Below are 24078 nucleotides of genomic sequence, written 5' to 3' on the forward strand. Positions count from 1 at the left end.
AATCATTTCTTGATCATGAAATAGCCAACGCTCACCCATACTGAGCTAATCATGATCAACCATAGTGCCACTCCTAACTTACGCTTTATCTTAGGTGGGAAATTTTTTAACTCCACTTCATCCAGCCACCCCATGCGCAAATGTAACCCTGGAAATGTAACCAACCCGCTTACTGTACTCAGCAGGAGGCAGCGCGACCTTAAGCTCCCTCCACCCCAGACAGGTTTCATCTGTTCCAAATAGGGATTACTCGTGATAGCTGACATAGCGACATGAAAGTCCCGCGAAAGCGCAATTTGCACGTTAATGGCTATTCCTAAAAATCCAAGAACAAATGGCGCTATCAAAAATGAGAGTTTTAAAAAAGGCGACCAGTTATCGAAGTCAATCATCAGTCACCTCATAAAGCACTTCTCCCAAAAACTCTCCAAATGCTCCAAAGCTCAAAGAACCTGCCGCAGAGCCAGCGCCTACCACAACAATTCCGCACACCGGGAGACCTAGCCCTGCAGTACCAGCCGCGAAAACAGCGCACAGCGCAGGTGCTGCTGTCCCCGCTCCCAAGGCCCCGACCATGCCGCCTCCCAAACCACCAGAGAAGCTGCCTGTTTCAGTAAAACGGATCTTCCTACAGGCTTCAGCTTCACCAGCACGACACACCTCATCAACTTTCAAATAAGACGAAACCCCACCTAACCCGATAGCGGCGTTCCCACCGTGCTTGAGGTACTTGCCAATCTTCGCCACCTTATCCAGATGCGTCGCATACCCCGGTATCTGCCCCGGCCCGCCCGCTTTCGACCAATGATGCACGAGGCTTTTGGTTGAGATATTCAAACTCTTCTTCAGTTTCTCGTAGCTCCCGAGATTGAGTTTTTTGTTGAGAAACGCCGCTTTCAACTGCCCGTCCAGTTGCTGCAGCAGCTGCCGCCGTTCAGCAAAGAAACCCGGGCTGCTCAGATGGCCATGGCGCAAGAATTCGCGTTGATGCAGTTGCTCGATCTTGGTCAATGTCCCGCTGACTTGCTTCAGCCCTCGGTCGAGCATGTCCTTGCCTACCCCCATGGATTGGCTGGCGTCGCCGAGCAATCCCGCTATCTCGGCCTGGTGCTGCATCATGAAATCCGACTCGGCAAAATCCAGCGCCACCAACGCACGCCGCGCATGCTCTGCGGCCGCCATCAGTTGGGCTTCCTCGCGGGTGCACGCATCACCGTTGTCCGGATCACCGATCACGAAGATCTCCCCGCCCTTGAACCCTTGCTCGAAGGTGGGGTTGAGCCGCTGCAGACGCGAGATCGGGAGGGTGCTGTCGTGCGCCTGCAACTGCAGCAGCACCTGCGGGAACGACATGTGCCGGGGCACCACATAGAACCCTGGCTCCAGCGCACCTGGCATTGCACTCATCGCAGGTTGCACATAAGGCCCTGCTGGCGGCCTGGAAGGCGGTGCCTGATTCAGCGGTGCAACCACCCGGTTGCTGCCAGGCGAACAGGCACAGACGACCAGCGCGCCATCCATCGCCACCCGCCTGCCGGAAGAGATGAAGAACTCTACCCCTTCGGCGACCATCCCCTGCTGCCCACAAAGCGGACACTCCGTAGTGGGGTCGCCTTCCCTGAGCACCTCGCGTCCATCGGACGTGTATCCGGTACCGGTGGCGATGCAAACAGCCCCGGTGGTCGTGCTGTCACCATCGACCGCCTGGCCTCTGCCATCCAGATTGACCCGCATCGGCAATACTCCCTGTGCATTTATCAGGTTTGAAACCTAACAGCTGCCCAGAGGCCTTTAGTGCCTGAAGTGGAAAATTAGACGTTTCCTACAAGTTCGATGAACTTATCTCCCACAGAGGCAGGAACCGGCTTGCCTCACCTTCCGCCGCGCAACATCTCCACCGGCACATACTTGCCGATCTCGTACTTGCCAATCGCCGCACGATGCACCTCATCCGGCCCATCCGCCAGACGCAGCGTCCGCTGCATGGCATACATGTAGGCCAGCGGGAAATCACCACTCACCCCTGCCCCGCCATGCATCTGGATCGCCCGGTCGATCACCCTCAACGCCACGTTCGGCGCCACCACCTTGATCTGCGCGATTTCGCTGCGGGCGACCTTGTTACCGACCGTGTCCATCATGTAGGCCGCCTTCAGCGTCAGCAGCCGCGCCATGTCGATCTCCATGCGCGAGTCGGCGATCTTGTCGACGTTGCCGCCCAGGCGCGCCAAGGGCCGGCCGAAGGCCGTGCGCTCGACCGAGCGCTTGCACATCAGCTCCAGCGCACGTTCGGCCATGCCGATCGAGCGCATGCAATGGTGAATACGGCCTGGGCCAAGGCGACCCTGGGCGATCTCGAAACCACGCCCCTCGCCGAGGAGCACGTTTTCATAAGGCACACGCACGTTTTCGAACAGCACCTCGGCATGGCCATGGGGCGCATCGTCATAACCGAATACCGGCAATGGGCGGACGATTTTGACCCCCGGCGCATCGGTCGGCACCAGCACCATCGAATGCTGCTGATGGCGCGGACCGTCAGGGTTCGACAGGCCCATGAAAATCATCACCTTGCAGCGCGGGTCGCAGGCGCCGGACGTCCACCATTTGCGGCCATTGATCACCCACTCGTCGCCATCACGCACCGCGGTGGCGGCCATGTTGGTCGCGTCCGAGGAGGCCACGTCCGGTTCGGTCATGGCGAATGCCGAGCGGATCTCGCCGCGCAGCAGTGGCTCCAGCCACTGGCGCTTCTGTGCCTCGCTGCCATAGCGCACCAGCACTTCCATGTTGCCGGTGTCCGGCGCCGAGCAGTTGAACGGCTCCGGGCCCAGCAGCGAACGGCCCATGATCTCGGCCAGCGGCGCGTATTCCAGGTTGCTCAGGCCGGCGCCGTACTCCGACTCGGGCAGGAACAGGTTCCACAACCCTTCGGCACGTGCTTTGGCCTTGAGCTCTTCCATGATCGCGGTCGGCTGCCAGCGGTCACCCTCGGCGACCTGGCGCTCGAACACCGGTTCGGCGGGATAGACGTAAGCATCCATGAAGGCGCTGACGCGCTCTCGCAGTGCCTGGACCTTGGGCGAATAGGCGAAATCCATCGGGGTTACCTTCACGGTTCGAAGTACATGGGCAGAGCCTAGAGCAGCAGGCCTCGATCTACCTAGTCTATTTTCAGCGTGTATAAACATTCATAACCGATATATGATCGGCCCATAATTCCAACAAAGAGCGGCGCCATGAACCTCAGCAAGGTCGACCTCAACCTGTTCATCGTCTTCGACGCGATCTACACCGAAGCCAACCTGACCCGCGCCGGGCAGATCGTCGGCATCACCCAGCCGGCCGTGTCCAATGCCCTGTCGCGGCTGCGCGAAACCTTCAACGACCCGCTGTTCGTACGCACCGCCCAGGGCATGGTGCCTACGCCCATGGCGCAGAACATCATCGGCCCGGTGCGCAATGCCCTGGCACTTTTGCGCACCTCCGTGCAGGAAAGCCGCATCTTCAACCCGCAGCAGGCCAACAAGACCTTCCGCATCAGCATGACCGACCTCACCGAGGCGGTGATCCTGCCGCCGCTGTTCCAGCGCCTGCGCCGCCTGGCCCCGGCGGTGCTGATCGAAAGCTTCCTGTGCAAGCGCCGCGAAACCACCAAGGAACTGGCCGCCGGGCGCCTGGACTTCGCCGTCGATGCCCCGCTCAACACCGATCCGCAGGTGCGCCACGTCAAGCTGATGCAGGACCGCTATGTTTGCGCGCTGCGCCAGGGCCACCCGCTCGCGGATGCCAAGCTGACCCTCGACAACTACCTGGGCATGACCCACATCCATATCTCCAGCCGCCGCAACGGCTTGGGCTACGTCGACCTGGCACTGGGCAAGATGGGCGTGCAACGCAAGGTCGCGCTGCGCTCCCAGCATTACCTGATGGCCTCGCAGGTGCTGCAGCAGACCGACATGGCCATGACCGTGCCCGAACGCTTTGCCCGCCGTCACCAGCTGCGTTTCCAGCCGCTACCGGTGGAGGTGCCAGCGCTGGAGACTCACCTGTACTGGCATGAGAGCACCGACCAGGACCCGGCCAACCGCTGGATGCGCGAGCAGATCATCGAATTGTGCGAGCGCGTGGTGGCTGAGGAAGAGCGTGCACTAGAGCCTGCCTGAAGCGCTGATAGCCCTGTGGGCTCGTCAGAAGCCCACAGAGAGAAAACTATTTCCCATTCATCTATCTATAGAGAAAAATGTTCTGCATGAAGCGGCCATCCGCAGCATAAAAGACAAAATCATTTTCTCACCAGCGTTTAGGCTAACTGCAACGATTGCCGACACCACGGCAACACTGCACGGACACGCCCCATGCCTAGCGCCCCGCTCTATTTCGACTACGCCGCCACCACTCCGGTCGATGACCGGGTCATCGAAACCATGCTCACCTGCCTCGGCCGCCAGGTTAACTTCGGCAACCCCGCCTCCAGTGGCCACGCCTACGGCCAGGCCGCACGCGAAGTGGTCGAGCAGGCCCGCCGGCAAGTGGCCGAGCGGGTCGGCGCCCGCGCCGACGACATCGTCTGGACATCGGGCGCCACCGAGTCCAACAACCTGGCACTCAAGGGCATCGCGCAAGGCATGGCCCAGCCGGGCCACCTGATCACCAGCCAGCTGGAGCACAAGGCCGTGCTCGACACGGTCAAGGAACTGGAGCGCCAGGGCTGGGCCATCACCCGCCTGGCGCCAGACGCCAGCGGCCTGATCCAGCCCTACGCTGTGCAGGCAGCGCTGCGCGCGGACACTCGCCTGGTGTCGCTGATGGCCGTCAACAATGAACTGGGCACCGTCACCGATTTCGCTGCCATCGGTGAACGGGTTCGCGCCCATGGCGCCCTGCTGCATGTGGATGCGGCCCAGGCGGTCGGCAAGCTGGCCATTGACCTTCAGGCAATGGCGGTGGACCTGATGTCGTTCTCGGCGCACAAGGTGTATGGGCCAAAAGGCATCGGCGCGCTGTATGTCGGGCCTCGCGCCCGTGAGCTGATGTGCGCGCAGATCCACGGTGGCGGGCATGAGCAAGGGCTGCGCTCGGGCACCTTGCCGACGCACCAGATCGTCGGCATGGGCAGCGCCTTCGCCCTGGCCGGCGAGCCGGGGGACAGCGAGCACCAACGTATCGAGCATTTGGCCAAGCGCCTGCGTGAAGGGTTGCTGGCATTGCCGGGGGTCAGCCTCAATGGCTGCGCCCAGCAGCGGATACCTCACACCCTGAACCTGTGCATCGAGGCCAACGGCTTCAACAGCATGGCCTTGGCCAGTGAACTGGCGCTGTCGACCACCTCGGCCTGCAACTCGGCGAGCAACGCGGCTTCGCATGTGCTGTTGGCGCTGGGGCTGGATGAAGCGCGGGCACGCAAGAGCGTGCGCGTGAGTATCGGGCGTTTTACCAGCGAGGCCGAAGTGGACACGGCGATCGCGGTGTTTGGGCGGGCCTTGACGGCGGCTTCGGGGGCATTGTGGTAGGGCTGATGTGCATGCCTCAAGCCTTTCGGCGCCTGTGAGACCGAGCGCCGCGCGGGCGGCGCTCGATCTCATAGCCGCTGCAAATGTCGTGGCGCCCCCCCCAACGCCCACCACGCCCTCAAAGGAAGGTGAATACCGTCGAGGCCGGCAGACGCGACTTGTTCAGGCCGGCATTGAAGTCCGCCTCGCTGCGATAGCCCAAGCTCAATACCACGACGCTGCTGTAACCCTGCTCACGCAGCCCCAGTTCGGCATCCAGCACCTTGCTGTCGAACCCTTCGATCGGCGTTGCATCCAGGCCATGGGCCGCTGCACCGAGCAGCGCGGTACCCAAGGCCAGGTAGGTCTGTTTCTCCATCCAGTGCTGCAGGTCTTTCTGATCGAAACGGTGCAGGTCCACATAGCCGCGACGGCTCTGGTTCTGCCCTGCCCGTGCCTGCTCGTCGCGGAAGCGGCCATCGGCCTGTTCCTGGTCAAGCACCGCATTCAAGTGCGCCTCGGTCATCTCGGTGCGGGTGCAGAACACGATCACGTGCGATGCGTCGAGAATCTTCGGCGAGTTGTAGGCAAAACGGCCGTCGGTGGCCTTGGCCAGGCGGGCCTTGCCTTCGGCGCTGTCGGCGACAACGAAATGCCAAGGCTGCGAGTTGACCGAGGACGGGCTGTGGCGCAGCTGTTCGAGCAGCGCATCAACCGTGGCCTGGGGAATCCTGCGGGTGGCATCGTAGGCCTTGGTGGTGTAACGGCGCTTGGCCAGGGAGACGGTATCCATGCTGCAACTCCAATCAACGAAACGGGATCTGTCGCGCATCTTATCTTTCCTGCAAACCGGAAAAAGCGGCAGAATGCAGCAACACTTTCATCCTTGGAGTGAAAATGCTTCGTTTCAGCGACCTCGAACTGTTCGTGCGCAGCAGCGCCTTGGGCAGTTTCACCGCTGCCGCCCATGAAGCCGACCTGCTGCCCGGGCAAGTGGCCGCCGCGATCAAGCGCCTGGAGCGCGACCTCGACGTGCGTCTGTTCGCCCGCACCACCCGCAGCCTGCGCCTGACCGCCGAGGGCGAGCTGTACCTGCCCACCGCCCAGCGTGTGCTGGACACCCTGCGCCAGGGCCACGAACAACTGCACGCCAGCCACAGCACCCTGCGCGGGGTGTTGCAGGTGTCCGCGCCGTCCGACATCGGCCGCAACCTGCTACTGCCGTGGCTCAGCGCCTTTCGCCGCGAGCACCCGGCATTAAGCCTGCGCTTCTTCCTCTCCGACCAGATGGCCGACTTCAGCCGTGACCCGGTGGACATCGCCATCCGCTATGGCCTCAACCAGGACGCCAACTACATCGCCCTGCCGCTGGCCCCCTGGAACCGCCGCGTACTGGTGGCCTCCCCTGGCTACCTGGCCCGCCACGGCGGCCCCCGCACGCCCGATGACCTGCAGCAGCATGACTGCCTGCTGTACCTGCAGCACAACCGCGTGTACGACAAGTGGCAGCTTGGCAACCGCACCGTGCAGGTACGCGGGCCACTGGTCAGCGACGATGCCGACGTGGTGCGGCGCTGGGCGCTGGAGGGCGAAGGCATCGTCTACAAGTCGTGGCTGGACGTCAGCGCCAACATTGCCGCCGGTGAACTGGAAATCCTGCTGCCGGAGCATCAGGGCGAAGCCACACCGGTGACGCTGGTGTGCCCGCACCGCAAGCAGCTGTCGCCCGCGGTCACGCAACTGCACCTGTGGCTGCGCGAGCGTTTTGCCGCGCTGCAGCCTGCACAATTGTTCTAAACCGGCTGACGCATCTGGAGTAAGGTGAACTGCCCTACCCGTCAGCAGCGCAGCGCCATGAGCAACTGGATCGACCTCAAGCAAGACGCCGACACCGGCATCGAGTCGGTCCGTGCGCATTTTGTCGGTCATGCCTACGACCCACACTGGCACGACAGCTTCCTGGTCGGTTTCACCGAGCAGGGTGTGCAGCAGTTCAACTGCCGTCGGGTGCGCCACCAGAGCACCGCAGGCCAGGTCTTCCTGCTCGAACCCGGCGACCTTCACGACGGCCACGCGCCGACCGCCGAAGGTTTCACCTATTCGACCCTGTACCTGGAACCGAACTGGCTGGAGACCGAGCTGCGGGCGCTGTTCGAACAGGCGCCTGGCGACAGCCTGCCGCGTTTCGCCGACACCTTGTGCCACGACGAACGCCTGGCCCACGCCACCGCCCTGGCGTTCCGGGCGGTGCATGGCCAAGAGCTGCGCATCGTGCGCCAGACCGCCATGGACACGCTGCTGACCACCCTGACCAGCCACCTGCACTGGCGCAAGCGGCTCAACCCCGACCCGCGCCTGCCACTGACGGCACAGCGGGCGCGTGATTTCCTGCATGCCCACTTCGACCAGGACATCGGCCTGGAGCAGGTTGCCCAAGCCTGCGGGGTCGACCGCTTCCGTCTGACCCGCGCCTTCAAGGCCGCCTTCGGCCTGGCGCCGCATGCCTATCTGATCCAGCTGCGGCTGTCCCGCGCCCGGCGCCTGCTCGCCCAAGGCCAGACACCAGCCGAGGTGGCCATGGCGCTGGGCTTTGCCGACCAGAGCCACCTGGGACGCTGGTTCCGGCGTGCTTATCAGCTGACCCCGGCCGACTACCGCCGCCGCTGCTCAAACCTTCCAGACTGACAGCCCGCCAATCGCGACCATGGGGCCCTGATCATTCGGAGCTGTTCCCATGTCGCAATCGTTGTTGCCCTTCATTCTCTTCGCCCTGGTTTCGAGCATCAGCCCAGGGCCGACCAACCTGCTGATCCTCGCCCATGGCGCCCGGCAAGGCCTGCGCGCGAGCGTGGCGCCGATGCTCGCAGCCTGCGGTGCGGCGGCGGCAATCGTATGGCTGGTCGGCCTGGGGCTGGGTGAGGCGCTGGTGCGCCATCCGTGGGCCCAGCAGGCGATGAGCTGGGCTGGCGTGCTGTGGTTGAGCTGGCTGGCCTGGCGCATGTTGCGCAGTGCCGGCGAGCCGCTGGATACGGCAGGCGGCAAGCCGTTCGGCGCGGTCAGCGCGGCGTCGTTGCAGGTGGTCAACCCGAAGGTGTGGATGATGGCGGTGGCCGTGATTGGCGTGTTCGCCGCGCCGACGCTGCCGGTGTGGCAGTTGGCGTTGGTGTTTCTGCTGATTGCCGTGCCGTGCATGGCGGTGTGGGCGGTGCTGGGGGCTGGAAGTGCGCGCTGGTTGCAGGCACCGGGGCGGCTGCTGTGGTTCAACCGGGGTTTAGGCGGGTTGCTATTGGTGTCAGCCTGGGCTGCGGTATTGAGCTGAATCTCGTTCTATCTGCACCGGCCTCTTCGCGGGCAAGCCCGCTCCCACAGACCTTGAAAGCTGTGCAATCCCTGTGGGAGCGGGCTTGCCCGCGAAGAGGCCGGTGCAGGTTGTCAGTGCTTCAGTGCTTCCCGGAACCGCCGGGTACTGGCCACTGCCAGGATCAACCCGACCACCGCCACGCTACCGCCAACAATGCCAATGTCGGCCACACCCATCTGGCTACTGACGATACTGCCCAGCAACGCCCCGCCACCGATGCCGATGTTGTAGATGCCGGAGAACAGCGCCATGGCCACGTCGGTGGCATCGGACGCCAGCTTCAAGGTCTTGGACTGCAGCGACAGGCTGAAACTGAGGATCGCCACACCCCAGAACATGCTCAACGCCGCGAACACGTAGAAGTTGCCCGACAGCGGCAACAGCAACAGCAGGCATGCCGCCAACACGCCGATCGAACCCACCAGGAAGCCATGGGGGAAGCGCTCGCTGTAACGGCTGAACAGCAGCGAGCCGAACACGCCGGCACCACCGAACAACAGCAGCAACAGCGTCGTGCGCTCGCCACCGATCTGCGCCACGTGCAGGGCGAATGGCTCGATGTAGCTGTAGGCGGTGAATTGCGCGGTGATCACCAGGGTTACCAGCAGGTAGGTAATCACCAGCGCCGGGCGCTTGAACAGGATCGGCAGGCTGCGCAGCGAACCGGAGTTCTGGCTCGGCAGCAACGGCAGCGACTTCATCAGGCACAGCATGGTCGCCAGGGCCACCCCGGCAATGCTGAGGAAAGTGATGCGCCAGCCCAGCGCCTCGCCCACCACGCGCCCCAGCGGAATACCCAGCACCATCGCCAGGGTCGTGCCTGTCGCCAGCAACCCGAGTGCCTTGGCCTGCTGCCCCGGCGGTGCCACGCGCACGGCCAGCGACGCGGTGATGGCCCAGAACACGGCGTGGGCCAGGGCGATGCCGATGCGGCTGACCAGCAGCATGGCAAAGCTCTGCGACAACCACGACAGCAGGTGGCTGAGTATGAACACCAGGAACACGAACAGCAGTAACCGCCGACGCTCGATGTTGCGGGTGAGCAACATCATCGGCAGCGAAGCCAGCGCCACCACCCAGGCATAGATGGTCAGCATCAGGCCGACCTGCGCAGTGGTCATGTCGAAGCTGCTGCCGATGTCGCTGAGCAGCGCCACCGGGACGAATTCGGTGGTGTTGAAGATGAAGGCCGCCAGGGCCAGGGCAATCACGCTCAGCCAGCTGCCGCCACCCGCAGTCGGGGGCAGGTCGGTGGGGATGGGTCCGTTCATGGGCTGGAATCTGTTCTCCGCAGGCAAGGCGAAAGGACGCGCGTCAGGGGCCAAGTATCGGCCGCGCTGAGGCACGGGTTTGTTATTGGAAGGAATGCCCGCATGGTACGCGCCAAGCCTGGCCCTCACAACCACGAAGGGCCAGGCTATGGTCAGGTTCAGCCCTGCAGGGTCGCCATGTCGATCACGAAGCGGTACTTCACATCACCCGCGATCATGCGCTCATAGGCCTGGTTGATATTGCGGATGTCGAGCATCTCGATGTCGCAACGGATGTCATGGGCGGCACAGAAGTCCAGCACTTCCTGGGTTTCGGCGATGCCACCAATCAGCGAACCGGCCAGCACCCGACGCTTCATCACCAGGTTGGCGGCATGCACGGCCGGGTCGATCGGTTCGATCAGGCCCACCAGGATGTGCACGCCGTCGAACTTCAGGGTCTCCAGGTACGGGTTGAGGTCGTGCTGCACCGGGATGGTGTCGAGCAGGAAGTCGAAATGGCCTGCCGCCGCACGCATCTGCTCGGCATCGGTGGACACGATCACGTGGTCGGCGCCCTGGCGGCGGGCTTCCTCGGCCTTGGCCTGGGAGCGGGTGAACAACGTCACTTCGGCGCCCAGCGCCTTGGCCAGCTTGATGCCCATGTGGCCCAGCCCGCCCATGCCGAGGATGCCGATCTTGTGGCCGGGGCCGACGCCATGGTGCTTGAGTGGCGAGTAGGTGGTGATGCCTGCGCAGAGGATCGGCGCCGCGCTGGGCAGGTCCATGCCGGCCGGGATGCCTACCACGAAGTGCTCGCTGACCACGATGCTGCTGGAGTAGCCGCCCATGGTGTTGCTGCCGTCGACCCGGTCCGGGGTGGCGTAGGTCATGGTCGGGCCTTCGAGGCAGTATTGCTCCAAATCCTTGGCGCAGGCCTCGCAGTGGCGGCAGGAATCGACCATGCAACCGACGCCGACCAGGTCGCCGACCTTGTGCGAAGTGACCTTGTCACCCACTGCGGTGACCCGGCCGATGATCTCGTGACCGGGCATCAGCGGGTACACGGCGATGCCCCACTCGTTGCGTGCCTGGTGGATGTCAGAGTGGCACACGCCACAGTAGAGGATCTCGATGGCGACGTCGTCCGGGCGCGGCGCGCGGCGCTCGAAGGTCATGGGGGCCAAAGGGCTGGTCGGGGTTTGGGCGGCATAGCCGATGGCGGTGTACATGCGGGACCTCACAGGGAAGTGAAACGATTCAGGCCGCGCATTCTGCTCGCCATCGCCCTGCCCGCCCACGGCTGATTCTCCGGCATCCATGCCTGATCCTCCGAACCTGCCGGTGGCCACCTGGCGCTGGCCGGCTAATCTGCGATGATGAAACTGTCTGATTCTCTGCCCTGGTTCATCATGCAACTGACCCGCCACGTCGACGCCAACGCCCCGCTGTGTTCGCTGATCCGCAGCCTGGCCACCCGCCCGGGCTTCGTGCCCACGCACCTGCCCCAGGTGCAGGTGCTGAGCTGGGACCACTATGTGGCCAGCAGCCCGCAGATCTACGAGCCGAGCCTGATGATCCTGGCCCAGGGCAGCAAACTGGCGCGCCTGGGCCCGCGCACCCTGGAGTACGGCGCCGGCCATTACCTGGTGCAGGCGCTGTCGGTGCCGTTCATGTGTGAAACCTTTGCCACCCGCGACGAGCCGCTGCTGGGCGTGGCGGTGGACATCGACCGTAGTGTGCTGGGCGAACTGGTGCAGAGCATGGACCTTGCCCCCGACCCGGCGGTACAGGCGCAAACGCCACAGTCGATGACCTCGGCGGCGCTGGATGCACCGATGCGCGAGTCGGTGGAACGTCTGCTGCAGAGCCTGCAGGACCCAGTAGATGCCAAGGTGCTGGGCCCAGCGCGCATTCGCGAGGTGCTCTACACCGCCCTGCGCGGCCCCCAGGCCGGGGTGCTACGGGCGCTGGTGGAGCAACAGGGGCACTTCGCCCGCATCGGTGCGGCGCTCATGCACTTGCGCGAGCACTATACCGAGCCGCTGAGTGTCGAGGCATTGGCGGCTTGCGCCAACATGAGCGTGTCGACCTTCCACGAGCACTTCAAACGCTGCACCGACATGGCGCCAATGCAGTACCTCAAGCGCCTGCGCCTGCTCAAGGCGCAGCAGATGCTGATCGGTGAAGGGCTGGGAGTGGCGCAGGCGGCGCACCGGGTGGGCTACCAGAGCACCTCGCAGTTCAGCCGCGAGTACAAGCGCCAGTTTGCCCGCAGCCCTGGGGATGAACTGCCTTACCAGAGCCTGCCGGTCTGACAGACATGCCCCTTGCCTGGCCTAGTCCACCAGCGGCCACTGCGCCAGCGGCCAGTAACGGCCCTTGCGCGATTCGTACAAGGTGAAATGCCTGGCGCTGAGATGGAACTCAGGCGCCTCGGCCGCCTCCGGGGCCTGGCCGCGAAAATCCCGTGACAGGGTCAGGTGCGGGCGGTACTCACGGGCCTGCTCTTCGAACCCCATCGGCAACAACGCCTGCTGCAGGCCATAGACCAGCTGGCGCAAGGCGGTGGGTGTTTCCTGCGGCTCCAGCACCAGTACATTGGCGCGCTGCCAGGTTTTCAGCTGGTTCAGCAGGAGGCGCAACGGCGCGCCCGGCCGCGCCAGGTTGTCCACCGCCGCGCAGATGGCCGGCACCTGCGCCACATCCACATCCCCCAGAAACAGCAGGGTCAGGTGGAAGTTCTCGCTCGGTACCGGCTTGCCGCTGCGCAGGTTCAAGCCGCGCCGCCACTGGCTGATCGCACGGCGTTGGGCGTCGCTGACAGGCAAGGCGAAGAACAACCTTTTGAACGGGGCGCCACTCGGGCGAATGTCCTGAATCATGTGAACTCCATCACGTGAAACGTTTTTGCACGTTATAGGGCCTTACACCAATGTCGCCCCGCATTAACGTAACAATAAGTACAAACTACCCCCATGATTGTTTATGCTGGCGAGCTTATGCCATGGCGCATGGCCATTTTTCGACAAGTAACCGTCCATGAAAATTGCACTCGTACTGATCTTCGTCCTCTCGATCGCCTATGTTCACCTGCGCGGTCGGGTACGCCACAAGCTGACCCGTCAGCTGGGCGACCACTCCAGTTTCCTGGCCCCGGTCAACAGCTTCCTGTACCTGTTTTCCAAGCACCCGGCCAAGCCCTACCTGCCGGTCGAGGCGTTCCCGGAGCTGCAGCCGCTCATGGAGCACTGGCAGGAGATCCGTGCCGAAGGCCAGCAGCTGCTGCACGTGGGCGAGATCAAGAAGTCCGACAATTATGACGACGTCGGTTTCAATTCGTTCTTCAAGACCGGCTGGAAGCGCTTCTACCTGAAGTGGTACGGCGAAAGCCACCCGTCGGCCATGACCCTGTGCCCACGCACCACCGAACTGCTGCAAGGCATCGGCACAGTCAAGGCGGCAATGTTCGCCACCCTGCCACCGGGTGCCAAGCTGGTCCGTCACCGTGACCCGTACGCCGGTTCTTACCGCTTCCACCTCGGCCTGGACACGCCGAACGATGACGGTTGCTACATCGACGTGGACGGCGAGAAGTATTCCTGGCGCGATGGCGAGGGCGTGGTCTTCGACGAGACCTACATCCACTACGCGGCCAATACCACCGAGCACAACCGCATCATCCTGTTCTGCGACATCGAGCGCCCGCTGAAATACCGCTGGGCCACCGCGTTCAACCGCTGGTTCAGCCGCAACGTCATGGCCGCCGCCGCGGCGCCCAACGACGCTGGTGACAAGACTGGTGGCATCAACCGCCTGTTCACCCGCATCTACAAGATCCGCGAGCGTGGCAAGGCGCTGAAGAAGCGCAACCGCATGCGCTACTACCTGGAAAAGTGGCTGGTGGTCGCCGCTCTGGTACTGGTGTTCGTCTACATCTGACCGATACGTTGGCAATTGCAGAAACGGCCTTGTCTGGCCGTTTCAAAACTGGCCAGCACCAACGTACAAGTCTCACTTCCCGCACTTCGACTAGCATGAAAGCTCCACTCGCAACCTTACAAAGGTGAAGACGATGAGCATGATGGACTGGGACGCCTACCGTAAGCAGTTGATGGCCGGCATCGGCGATCTCAAGCAACTGTCCCCTGACACCGTGGCCGGCTACATGACCGCCAGCGGCGCGGGTGCCAAGACCAACCACCTGGACGCCAAGACCCGCGAACTGATCTCCCTGGCCGTGGCCGTCACCACCCGCTGCGACGGCTGCATCGCCGTGCACTCGCAACAGGCCGTCAAGCACGGCGCCACCCGTGAAGAGATCGCCGAGGCGCTGGGTGTGGCCGTGGCGATGAATGCCGGGGCCGCGCTGGTCTACTCGGCCCGCGCCATGGATGCAGTGGGCAAGGCCAACGGCTGACGCTCGACGGCGTCGCCGCCCTTGCGCGACGGCGCCGCGCCACCCAGACTTGGCGGCCTAGCCATTGCAGGAACCGCCATGATCCACATCCGCCCCATGACGCCCGACGACTTCGAGCGTTTCTGGCCGACCTTCCAGGCCATCGTCCAGGCCCGCGAAACCTACGCCTTCGACCCCGAACTGGACGTCGAGCAGGCTCGCCAGCTGTGGCTGCAACTGCCACTGCATACCTTGGTGGCCGAAGCCGATGGCGAGCTGCTCGGCTCCTACTACCTCAAGGCCAACGCCGCCGGCCCTGGCGCCCATGTCGGCAACTGCGGCTACATGGTCTGCGACGCCGCCCGTGGCCGTGGCGTGGCCCGGCTGATGTGCGAGCACTCGCAGAAGCTGGCGCGCCAGGAAGGCTTTCTGGCATTGCAGTTCAATTCGGTGGTGGCGAGCAACGACGTGGCGGTGGCGCTGTGGACCAAGCTCGGCTTCGAGACCGTTGGCCGCCTGCCCAAAGCCTATCGCCATGCCCGCCTCGGGTTGGTGGACTGCCTGGTGATGTACAAGTGGCTGGCCGATGAGCCGGTGGTGGAAAAGCCTCCCCTGCTGATCGGGCGCAAGAACATCGAAGCACGGGTGTCGCGCCGCCGCGGGCGCTGACACGCGCATTTGACGTGCTGGCCATTCGATGGTCAGATGCGCGCCAGTTTCAGGTGTCCTGCGCCGCCGTGCGCAGGGTGAAACGGGAAGCCGGTGCGTCGTGGTTCACGACAAGTCCGGCGCTGCCCCCGCAACGGTAAGCGAGCGATGCCTTCGACACACCACTGTGCGCCAGCATGGGAAGGTGAAGGCTTCACGACCCTCGCAAGCCCGGAGACCGGCCTGAAGCCTCACTTGGCAACCCGCGGTGGGCGGGCGCAGGCCGGTATCCGCGTGCGCCTGCGTACGGGGTGTGCCTTTGCGTGTTTTCCACCGGGATCCATTCATTCCTGCAGCAGTGGAACGACATGTCCCGATTCATCAAGCTTCACCCCCTGGCGGCCTGCCTGGCCGTCACGCTGCCAGCCCTGGCCGACCAACCTGTGCTGAACCTCCCTTCCACGGCCATCACCGATAGCCGTGACCCACAGCACGTCGACCTGGCCACGCCGACCGAGGCCGGTTCACGGCTGAACCTCACTGCTCTGGAAACCCCGGCCAGTACCAGCAGCATCACTGCCGAACAGATCGAGCAGCGCAACAACCTCACCGTGCAGGACGCCGTGACCCGCTCGCCCGGCATCACCTTCATCGGCAACCCGGGCGATGGCGGCACCGGCCTGTCGGCGCGTGGTTTCACCGGCCATGGCTCGGTGATGACCCTGTTCGACGGCGCGCGCCTGTACACCGGGGCCGGCACCCAGACCTTCCCGGTCGACCCGTGGATGGTCGAGCAGATCGACGTCATCCGCGGCCCGGCTTCGGTGCTGTATGGCGAAGGCGCGACCGGCGCGGTGATCAACGTGATCCCGAAAAAGCCGTTCGCTGGCGACATCCACAACCGCCTGCGCCTGGGCTACGGCTCCTGGGACCGCCAGCAACTGGGCCTGGACAGCGGCGGCAGCCTCAGCGAGCGCCTGAGCTATCGCCTGACCCTGAACCAGCAGGCCGGCAACGGCTGGGTCGACCGCACCGACTCGCGCAGCCTGGCGCTCAGTGCCGCGCTGCGTTTCGATGCCAGCGACGCGCTGAGCTTCACCCTCGCCCACGAGCGCGGCGACGCCCAGCCTGCCAACTATTACGGCACGCCGCTGATCGACGGCCATTACCGCAGCAGCCTGCGCAAGAAGAACTACAACATCCAGAACGACGAGCAGCGCTACCACGACGAGTGGACCCGCTTCACCACCGACTGGACGATCAACGACCAGCTCAGCGCCAGCAACCAGCTCTACTACATCAAGAGCCGCCGCCACTGGCGCAATGCCGAGAACTACAGCTGGGACGCCGATCGTGAGCTGCTGGAGCGCCAGAGCTACCTGGAGATCAAGCACAACCAGGAGCAGATCGGCGACCGCCAGACCTTCACCTTCGACCACAGCCTGTTCGGCCTGGCCAGCAAGACGCTGGTCGGTGTCGAATACAACAAGGTGCGCTTCAACGTCGACAGCAACCGGCCATACAACGACGTGGGCGGCGACTACATCGACCCCTGGCAGCCGACCCCGGGCTGGTTCCACAGCGACTCGCCAACCCGCCCACAGACGCTGTCCACCACCCACACCTTTGCCCTGTTCGCCGAGAACCGCCTGCAGCTCAGCGAGCGCCTGTCATTGGTGACCGGCGTGCGCCGCGACCAGAACCACATCGACCGCGACAACCTGCTCGACGGCAGCCGCAGCGACCGCAGCCTGCAAGGCGGCAACTGGCGCGCCGGGCTGGTGTACGCCGTCACCGACGACCTGTCGCTGTACGGCCAGTACTCCACCAGCGAGGACGGGGTGGACAACCTGGTCAGCCTGAGCCCGTCGCAGATGCACTACGACCTGACCGAGGCGAAGCAGACCGAGCTGGGCCTCAAGCAGCGCTTCTGGGAGGGCCGTGGCGAGTGGACGCTGGCGGCGTTCCATATCGTCAAGAAGAAGCTGCTGGTGGATGACCCGATCACCCACGAGGCGCAACAGGCCGGGCAGCAGACCTCCGATGGCCTGGAGGCATCGCTGGAACTGGCCCTGGGGCAGCAGTGGCAGGTGTCGGCCAATGCCGCGCTGGTGCGGGCGAAATACGATGACTTCGACGAGGTGGTCGATGGCGTGGCACTAGATCGCGCCGGCAACCGCCCGGCCAATGTGCCACGGCGCACCGCCAACCTGTGGCTGAGCAAGGGCTTCGGCCAGCAGGTCGAGGCCGGGATTGGCGCGCGGTATGTGGATGAGCGTTATGCCGACACGGCCAATAGCCAGCGTGCGCCGGGGTACACCGTGGTCGATGCCAACATTGGCTGGCAGGTGTTGCCGGATGTTCGGCTGGGGTTGCAGGTCAACAACCTGTTCGACCGGGAGTATGTGGCGTCGGTGTTCAGTGGCGAGCAGTGGGTGATGGGCGCGCCAAGGTCGTACTTCGCTACTGTGGATTACACCTTCTGATCTGAGCCACCTGTACCGGCCTCTTCGCGGGTGAACCCGCTCCCACAGGGATAGCACAGGCTTCAGGGCTTACACATAACCTGTGGGAGCGGGTTCACCCGCGAAAGGGCCGGTACAGGCAACACAAAAAACCGCTATCAACTGTAAATTAAATAGTTATAAGATAACGTTTCATTTGACACTAATTCCTGCCTGCGACTTCTTTCCATGACCAGCGCCTCAGCCCTCCCAACCCAGCTCACCCAGCGCCTGCAGAGCATCGATGCCCTGCGCGGCCTGGTGATCCTGTTCATGCTGCTCGACCACGTGCGTGAAACCTTCTTCCTGCACCGCCAGGTCAGCGACCCGATGGCCATCGACGCCACCGACCCGTCGCTGTTCGCCAGCCGCACCCTGGCCCACCTGTGCGCCCCGGTGTTCGTCCTGCTCACCGGCCTGTCGGCCTGGCTGTATGGCGAGAAGTACCAGGGTCGCAGCGATGTCTCGGCGTTCCTGTTCAAGCGTGGGTTGTTCCTGGTGGTCCTGGAGTTCACCCTGGTCAACTTCGCCTGGACCTTCCAGCTGCCGCCGAGCGTGGTCTACATGCAGGTGATCTGGGCCATCGGCGTGAGCATGATCGCGCTGTCGCTGCTGGTGTGGCTGCCGCGCCCTGCCCTGCTTGCCCTGGGTGCGCTGATCATCGCCGGGCACAACCTGCTCGATGGCCTGCACTTCGACGCGCAATCGGCCCTGCATGTGCCGTGGGCGATCCTGCATGACCGCGGCTGGCTGGAGGTCTCGGACAACCTGCGCCTGCGCACTTCCTACCCGGTGCTGCCGTGGATCGGCGTCATTGCCCTGGGCTACGGCCTCGGCCCGTGGTTCGCCCGTGGCAGCGATGCCGGCGAACGCCAGCACCGTCTGCTGATGGCCGGCGCCCTCGCCCTGCTCGGCTTCATGGTGCTGCGCATCTACAACGGCTACGGCGAGGCGCCGTGGAGCGGCTACCCGACCATCACCCAGACGCTGATGAGCTTCTTCAACATCACCAAATACCCACCCTCGCTGCTGTTCCTGGCCCTGACCCTGGGTTGCGGCCTGCTGTTGCTGCGCGCCTTCGAGCGCGCCGGGCTGGCCCGCTGGATCGGCGCCCTGGCGGTGTTCGGCGCAGCACCGATGTTCTTCTACCTGCTGCACCTGTACGTGCTCAAGCTGCTGTACCTGGCCTGCGTGGCGCTGTTCGGCCTCAACCAGGGCGACTACTTCGGCTTCGACGGCATCGGCGCGGTGTGGCTGGCCGCGCTGCTGCTGGCGACGGCGCTGTACTTGCCGGTGTACTGGTTTGCCCGGCTCAAGGCACGCCGGCGCGACATCCGCTGGCTGAAGTACTTCTGATTTGGCGTTTCACCCGGCAGCCGGATGGTCTACCATGCGGCCCGCCGGTTTCCACCACGGAATTAATAGGGAATCCCGGGCCCGCCCAACCAGGCGTGCCAATCGGAACTGCCCCCGCAACTGTAGGTGCCGAGCCTGCTCCATCGATGCCACTGGATCATGATCCGGGAAGGCCGGAGCCGGGCGAGGACGCACCAGTCAGGAGACCTGCCGGCACACATTCACCAACCGGCGGGGTGTCCGGGATGGCCATCCGTGTTGCCCCTGCACGCGCAGGGGTTCGGCGATGCCTGTCCGTGCGTTCCTCACCCGAACTGACCGACAGGAGATCACCCAGCATGCTGCCCCGTATCGCCACCTTGCTCGCCGGCCTGAGCCTCACCGGCCTGGCCCAGGCCGCCGCCACTCACTATCCGCTGACCGTCGACAACTGTGGCGCGCCGCAGACCTTCGCCCAGGCGCCTGAGCGTGCGGTCACTATCGGCCAGGCCGGCACCGAGATGCTCTACGCCCTGGGCCTGGGCGACAAGCTGGCCGGCAGCTCGCTGTGGTTCAACAACGTACTGCCCGAATATCAGGCACTGAACGACAAGGTGCCGCGCCTGGCCGACAACGAGCCCAGCTTCGAAGCCGTGGTCGGCAAGCGCCCGCAACTGGTGGCGGTGCAGTTCGAGTGGATGGTCGGCGCCCAGGGCGCGGTCGCCACCCGCGAGCAGTTCAGTGAGCTGAAGATCCCCACCTACCTGCTGCCCTCGGACTGCGAAGGCAAGGACAACCTGGTCGGCGCCGACGGCACCCGCCTGCAGGCGTTCCAGGTCGAGAGCATCTACAAGAGCATCAGCCAGCTGGCCGAGATCTTCGACGTGCAGGACCGCGGCGCCGCACTCAACGCCGACCTCAAGGCACGCCTGGATGGCGCCAGGCAGCAACTGGCCGGCAAGGACCTGTCGCAGACCTCGGCACTGTTCTGGTTCTCCAGCGCCGACCTCGGCATCGACCCCTACGTTGCCGGTCGCCAGGGCGTGGCCGACTTCATGCTGCGCACCTTGGGCGTGCGCAACGTGGTCGAGTCCACCGAAGAATGGCCGACCGTGGGCTGGGAAACCCTGGCCAAGGCCAACCCGACCTGGCTGATCATCGCGCGGATGGACCGCCGCCGCTTCCCTGCAGACGACTACCAGAAGAAGCTCGAATTCCTCCACAGCGACCCGGTGACGAAGAACATGGACGCGGTGAAGAACAACCGCATCATCATCCTCGACGCCGACGCCATGCAGGCCGGCATCCGCCTGTTCCGTGGCCTGCAGACCCTGTCTGCGGCCTTCGCCAGCGGTAAAGCGGCGCAGTGATGAAAGCCCTGCCCTACACTGCCCTGGCCTTGCTGGCCCTGCTCGCGGCCGTGCTGGCCGGTACCGCCATCGGCGAAACCAACCTGTCGCCACAACTGGTCTGCCAGGTGCTGGCCAACCACCTGTGGCAGGCCGGTTACCCGGTCGACCCGATCGACGCCGGCATCGTCTGGAACTACCGCCTGACCCGCGCCCTGGTCGCCGCCGCCTGCGGCGCGGGGCTGGCGACTTGTGGAGTAATCCTTCAGGCGCTGCTGCGCAACCCGCTGGCCGAGCCCTACCTGCTCGGGCTGTCCGCCGGCGCCTCGACCGGCGCGGTGCTGGTCGGCCTGCTGGGCTTGGGCAGCGTAGCCCTGAGCATGTCCGGCGGCGCCTTCATCGGTGCCCTGGCGGCCTTCGCTCTGGTGCTGGTGCTGGCCCGTGCAGCCGGGCCAAGCAGCAACAACGCCCAGGTGATCCTCGCCGGCATTGCCGGCTCGCAGCTGTTCACGGCCCTTACAGCGTTCCTCATCACCAAGTCGGCCACCGCCGAGCAGGCGCGCGGCATCCTGTTCTGGCTGCTGGGCAACCTCAGCGGCGTGCGCTGGCCTTCGGTGTGGATGGCATTGCCGGTGGCGCTGTTCGGGCTGGTGGTTTGCCTGTGGCACCGCCGGGCGCTGGATGCCTTCACCTTCGGCGCCGACTCGGCGGCCTCGCTGGGCATTGCCGTGCGCCGCACGCACTTGCTGCTGATCAGTTGCGCGGCACTGGTAACGGCAGTGATGGTGTCGATCGTCGGCGCCATCGGCTTCGTCGGCCTAGTCATCCCCCACGCCCTGCGCCTGCTGCTCGGCCCCGGCCATAGCCGCCTGCTGCCGGCCAGCGCCCTGGGCGGCGCGCTGTTCCTGATTGCCGCCGATGTGCTGTCGCGCACGCTGATAACTGGCCAGGTGATTCCGGTCGGCGTGGTCACTGCCTTGATCGGCGCGCCGGTGTTCGCGCTGATCCTGGTCAGCCGCCGGGGGCGCCCATGACCGTCATGAATACCGTACACGTAGCACCACTCGCCTGCCGGGGGCTGGGCCTGCAACTGTCTGGCAACACCGTGCTGTGCAACATCGACCTCAACGTGATGGCCGGTGAAACCCTGGGCATCGTCGGCCCCAACGGCTCGGGCAAGTCGTCCCTGCTCAAGTTGCTGGCCGGGCTGCGCACGCCGGGCACCGGCACTGTGCAGTTGCTCGGCGAGCCCCTGGCGCGCCTGCCACGCCGGCGCGTCGCCCAGGCGCTGGCGCTGGTCGAACAGCAGGCCGACACCCTCGATGCGATCAGCGTGTTCGATGCCGTCGCGCTGGGGCGCACGCCCTGGCTGTCGGCGCTGGCGCCGTTCTCCCGGGAGGACCGGGCCATCGTCGAGCAGGCCCTGGCCGACCTCGACGCCACGCACCTGGGTGAACGGGTCTGGAGCTCGCTGTCCGGCGGCGAGCGCCAGCGCGTGCACATCGCCCGCGCCCTGGCCCAGCGCCCGCAGGTGCTGCTGCTCGACGAGCCGACCAACCACCTCGACATCCAGCACCAGCTGAGCCTGCTGCAACAGGTGCAGGCACTGCCGGTGACCACGCTGGTGGCCCTGCACGACCTCAACCAGGCGCTGACCTGCGACCGCCTGGCGGTGCTCGACAAAGGCCACCTGGTGGCCCTCGGCAAGCCGCTGGAGGTGCTCACCCCGGAGCGCCTGCTGAGCACCTTCGGCGTGCACGCCCACTACCTCACCGACCCTTTCGACGGCGCGCGCATCCTGCGCTTCCGCGCCCCTTGAATGACAGGACGTTCCCGCATGTTGTTGCGCCCCGCTGCTGTAATCGCCTTGCCACTGACAATCTTCGCCCCGTTCGCCCAGGCAGATTCGGCGCAGTCTCAAAGCAATGGCTTCGTCGAAGACAGCAGCTGGAACATCCTCAACCGCACCGTCTACGACCAGCGTGACTACAAGCACGGCGGGCGCAACAGCGGCGCGCGCAATGCCTACAAGCCACGCAGCGAACGTAACGGCCTGGCCGAGGAATGGGCCTACGGCCTGATGGGCACGTTCCAGTCCGGTTTCACCCAAGGCCTGATCGGCGTCGGCGTCGATGCCCACGCCTATCAGGGCGTGCAGCTCGACAGCGGTGGCGGCCGTGCCGGCAAGGCGCGCCTGCTGAGCCTGGACAACGACGGCCACCCCAAGAACGAATACAGCCGGGGCGGCGCGGCGCTGAAACTGCGGGTATCCAATACGGTGCTGTCCTGGGGCGAACAGCGGGTGAAGACGCCTGTGTTCAGCTCCTCGGACAGCCGCCTGCTGCCCGAAACGGCCACGGGCTTGTTCCTGACCAGCAGCGAGATCGACACCCTCAAGCTGGTCGCCGGCCACTTCAACGAAAGCACCGACCGCAACGCGTCCAGCCACGACCAGGGCTTTGTGGTGAACTACTCCGACGGCCGCCAGGGCAACAGCTTCGACCTCGCCGGCCTGGTGTGGAACCCCGGCGCCGCCTTCAGCGGCAGCCTGTACACCTCGCGCTACCAAGACACCTGGAACCAACACTACCTCGGCAGCACCCTCAGCCATGCCTTGGACGACCGCCGCAGCCTGAGCCTGGACCTCAACCTGTACCGCACCACTGACACCGGCAAGGCGCTGTCCGGGCGTATCGACAACACCACCTGGAGCCTGGTCTCGCGCTACAGCCAGGGCCCGCACAGTTTCGGCCTCGGCTGGCAGCAAGTGGATGGCAACACGCCGTTCGACTACGTCACCCGCGGGGCGATCTACATCGCCAACGCCGTGCAGATGTCCGACTTCAACGCACCGAACGAAAAGTCATGGCAGGCGCGCTATGACCTGAACATGGGCGGCTACGGCATTCCGGGGCTGAACCTGACCGCCCTGTATGTACGCGGCTTCGATATCGACGGCAGCCACGTCGACCCCAATGGCGGCTATGCGTACCTGGGTTATGGCAAGGGTGGCAAGCATTGGGAAAGGGACCTCGAGGCGCGCTACGTGGTGCAGAGTGGCAAGGCCAAGGGCACCACCTTCTCGCTGCGGCACAATATGCACCGTGGCAACACGGCGCAGGCGGAGCTCGATGGCGACCAGATTCGCTTGGCAGTGGAGTGGCCTTTGTCAGGCAGTTTCTGACACAAGCCCAATCAGGCCAGCCAATGCTCCATGTGCGTGGTGCGCCACAGCGGGTCGTCCTCCACATCGATCACTGCAAAGCCCTGGCGCTCCCAGAAGCGGATCGCGCCGGGCAAAAACGGGTGGGTATGCAGGTACAGGCATTCGACCCCAGCGGCACCGGCGTGCTCGCGCAAGGCAGCGAACAATGCCGCCGCCAGGCCATGACGGCGGTACTCGGGCAGCACGAACAGGCGCACCACCTCGACCACCCGCCTGCCGTGGTAGTCGAGCTGGGCGAAGCGATGGTCGTAGGGCAGATAGCCGATGCCTGCGATCAACTGGCCACGGTCGCGGGCTTCGAGAAAATGGCCCTGGCCTTCCAGGTAAGTTTCGGCGAAATGGGCCAGGTCCTTCGGCAATGGCGAACCGGCCAGCATCGGGAACAATCCGCGGCGGGCGTCGTCGATGAAGGCCACGACTTCGCTGATGCGGTCAGGGTTGGGCGATTGAATGGTCCAGTGGGTCATGGGCCTGAAAACGTGGTTTGGACGAACGGTTTTCTACCTCAGGGAGT

Annotated in this window: 23 protein-coding genes and 2 riboswitches; of the genes, 15 read left to right on the forward strand and 8 right to left on the reverse strand. The window is 64.6% G+C overall.

Annotated elements, in window-relative coordinates; all coding sequences use genetic code 11:
- Positions 1-2 precede the first annotated feature (2 nt).
- From N430_RS00470 to N430_RS00480, 3 genes are all read right to left on the reverse strand, one after another.
- The gene (locus N430_RS00470) at positions 3-392 is read right to left on the reverse strand and encodes a hypothetical protein (RefSeq protein WP_110632239.1); all 390 of its coding nucleotides are present in this window, start codon (positions 390-392) and stop codon (positions 3-5) included.
- On the reverse strand, positions 385-1734 hold the full coding sequence (locus tag N430_RS00475; protein ID WP_110632236.1) for a PAAR domain-containing protein: 1350 nt from the start codon (positions 1732-1734) through the stop codon (positions 385-387). Before N430_RS00475 ends, N430_RS00470 begins: the two co-directional genes overlap by 8 nt.
- 137 nt (positions 1735-1871) lie before the next feature.
- Positions 1872-3101 (reverse strand): acyl-CoA dehydrogenase, encoded by a 1230-nt coding sequence (locus N430_RS00480; RefSeq protein ID WP_110632234.1) that lies wholly within the window; start codon positions 3099-3101, stop codon positions 1872-1874.
- Positions 3102-3239: 138 nt separating this feature from the next.
- On the opposite strand from N430_RS00480, the gene N430_RS00485 reads away from it, so the two are divergent.
- Positions 3240-4166 carry a LysR family transcriptional regulator gene (locus tag N430_RS00485; RefSeq protein ID WP_103447975.1) on the forward strand — a complete coding sequence of 309 codons (927 nt, stop codon included), beginning with the start codon at positions 3240-3242 and terminating at the stop codon, positions 4164-4166.
- A gap of 192 nt (positions 4167-4358) precedes the next feature.
- Positions 4359-5513 (forward strand): cysteine desulfurase family protein, encoded by a 1155-nt coding sequence (locus tag N430_RS00490; RefSeq protein WP_110632231.1) that lies wholly within the window; start codon positions 4359-4361, stop codon positions 5511-5513.
- 118 nt (positions 5514-5631) lie between these two features.
- On the opposite strand, the gene nfsB is transcribed toward N430_RS00490, so the two are convergent.
- Complete coding sequence (nfsB, locus tag N430_RS00495; protein WP_103447978.1) at positions 5632-6285, reverse strand: oxygen-insensitive NAD(P)H nitroreductase; 654 nt, start codon at positions 6283-6285, stop codon at positions 5632-5634.
- Between the two features lie 104 nt (positions 6286-6389).
- Here nfsB and N430_RS00500 point away from each other — a divergent pair, with 104 nt between their 5' ends.
- Genes N430_RS00500 through N430_RS00510 form a run of 3 tightly spaced genes read left to right on the forward strand, consistent with a single transcriptional unit; the run spans position 6390 to position 8811 of the window.
- Entirely contained in the window at positions 6390-7289 is a 900-nt protein-coding gene (locus N430_RS00500) for a LysR family transcriptional regulator (protein WP_110632228.1), read from the forward strand.
- A 57-nt stretch (positions 7290-7346) separates the two neighbouring features.
- On the forward strand, positions 7347-8177 hold the full coding sequence (locus N430_RS00505) for an AraC family transcriptional regulator (protein ID WP_110632225.1): 831 nt from the start codon (positions 7347-7349) through the stop codon (positions 8175-8177).
- A 49-nt stretch (positions 8178-8226) separates the two neighbouring features.
- On the forward strand, positions 8227-8811 hold the full coding sequence (locus tag N430_RS00510) for a LysE family translocator (RefSeq protein ID WP_110632221.1): 585 nt from the start codon (positions 8227-8229) through the stop codon (positions 8809-8811).
- Between the two features lie 113 nt (positions 8812-8924).
- On the opposite strand, the gene N430_RS00515 is transcribed toward N430_RS00510, so the two are convergent.
- A complete protein-coding gene (locus N430_RS00515; protein WP_110632218.1) occupies positions 8925-10124 on the reverse strand; it encodes a sugar transporter in 1200 nt (399 codons plus the stop codon).
- 158 nt (positions 10125-10282) lie between these two features.
- Positions 10283-11335, reverse strand: coding sequence for a vanillin reductase (calA, locus tag N430_RS00520; RefSeq protein ID WP_110632215.1), 1053 nt, complete (start codon positions 11333-11335; stop codon positions 10283-10285).
- A 180-nt stretch (positions 11336-11515) separates the two neighbouring features.
- Between calA and N430_RS00525 the strand changes: the two genes are divergently transcribed.
- Positions 11516-12421: an AraC family transcriptional regulator gene (locus N430_RS00525; protein WP_110632562.1), complete on the forward strand. Its 906-nt coding sequence runs from the start codon at positions 11516-11518 to the stop codon at positions 12419-12421.
- 21 nt (positions 12422-12442) lie between these two features.
- On the opposite strand, the gene thpR is transcribed toward N430_RS00525, so the two are convergent.
- The gene (thpR, locus tag N430_RS00530) at positions 12443-12988 is read right to left on the reverse strand and encodes an RNA 2',3'-cyclic phosphodiesterase (protein WP_110632212.1); all 546 of its coding nucleotides are present in this window, start codon (positions 12986-12988) and stop codon (positions 12443-12445) included.
- 157 nt (positions 12989-13145) lie between these two features.
- Here thpR and lpxO point away from each other — a divergent pair, with 157 nt between their 5' ends.
- The 9 genes from lpxO to N430_RS00575 all read left to right on the forward strand — a co-directional run bounded on the left by lpxO (position 13146) and on the right by N430_RS00575 (position 23522).
- A complete protein-coding gene (lpxO, locus tag N430_RS00535) occupies positions 13146-14045 on the forward strand; it encodes a lipid A hydroxylase LpxO (RefSeq protein ID WP_103447986.1) in 900 nt (299 codons plus the stop codon).
- Between the two features lie 133 nt (positions 14046-14178).
- Positions 14179-14523: a carboxymuconolactone decarboxylase family protein gene (locus tag N430_RS00540; protein WP_027919898.1), complete on the forward strand. Its 345-nt coding sequence runs from the start codon at positions 14179-14181 to the stop codon at positions 14521-14523.
- A 78-nt stretch (positions 14524-14601) separates the two neighbouring features.
- On the forward strand, positions 14602-15171 hold the full coding sequence (locus N430_RS00545; RefSeq protein ID WP_110632209.1) for a GNAT family N-acetyltransferase: 570 nt from the start codon (positions 14602-14604) through the stop codon (positions 15169-15171).
- A 34-nt stretch (positions 15172-15205) separates the two neighbouring features.
- A riboswitch (cobalamin riboswitch) is annotated at positions 15206-15412 on the forward strand.
- Between the two features lie 106 nt (positions 15413-15518).
- Positions 15519-17636 (forward strand): TonB-dependent siderophore receptor, encoded by a 2118-nt coding sequence (locus N430_RS00550; RefSeq protein ID WP_110632206.1) that lies wholly within the window; start codon positions 15519-15521, stop codon positions 17634-17636.
- 207 nt (positions 17637-17843) lie between these two features.
- Positions 17844-19010: a DUF1624 domain-containing protein gene (locus N430_RS00555; protein WP_110632203.1), complete on the forward strand. Its 1167-nt coding sequence runs from the start codon at positions 17844-17846 to the stop codon at positions 19008-19010.
- Between the two features lie 28 nt (positions 19011-19038).
- Positions 19039-19240, forward strand: a riboswitch (cobalamin riboswitch).
- Between the two features lie 108 nt (positions 19241-19348).
- Entirely contained in the window at positions 19349-20359 is a 1011-nt protein-coding gene (locus tag N430_RS00560) for an ABC transporter substrate-binding protein (RefSeq protein ID WP_110632200.1), read from the forward strand.
- The gene (locus N430_RS00565; RefSeq protein WP_371922744.1) at positions 20359-21372 is read left to right on the forward strand and encodes a FecCD family ABC transporter permease; all 1014 of its coding nucleotides are present in this window, start codon (positions 20359-20361) and stop codon (positions 21370-21372) included. The genes N430_RS00560 and N430_RS00565 overlap by 1 nt, the downstream gene beginning before the upstream one ends.
- 5 nt (positions 21373-21377) lie before the next feature.
- Positions 21378-22157 carry an ABC transporter ATP-binding protein gene (locus N430_RS00570; RefSeq protein ID WP_371922747.1) on the forward strand — a complete coding sequence of 260 codons (780 nt, stop codon included), beginning with the start codon at positions 21378-21380 and terminating at the stop codon, positions 22155-22157.
- Between the two features lie 18 nt (positions 22158-22175).
- Positions 22176-23522, forward strand: coding sequence for an OprD family porin (locus N430_RS00575; RefSeq protein WP_110632192.1), 1347 nt, complete (start codon positions 22176-22178; stop codon positions 23520-23522).
- 11 nt (positions 23523-23533) lie between these two features.
- On the opposite strand, the gene N430_RS00580 is transcribed toward N430_RS00575, so the two are convergent.
- On the reverse strand, positions 23534-24031 hold the full coding sequence (locus tag N430_RS00580; protein ID WP_110632189.1) for a GNAT family N-acetyltransferase: 498 nt from the start codon (positions 24029-24031) through the stop codon (positions 23534-23536).
- Between the last annotated feature and the right edge of the window lie 47 nt (positions 24032-24078).

The organism is Pseudomonas sp. CC120222-01a, assembly GCF_003097235.1.
Lineage (GTDB): Bacteria > Pseudomonadota > Gammaproteobacteria > Pseudomonadales > Pseudomonadaceae > Aquipseudomonas.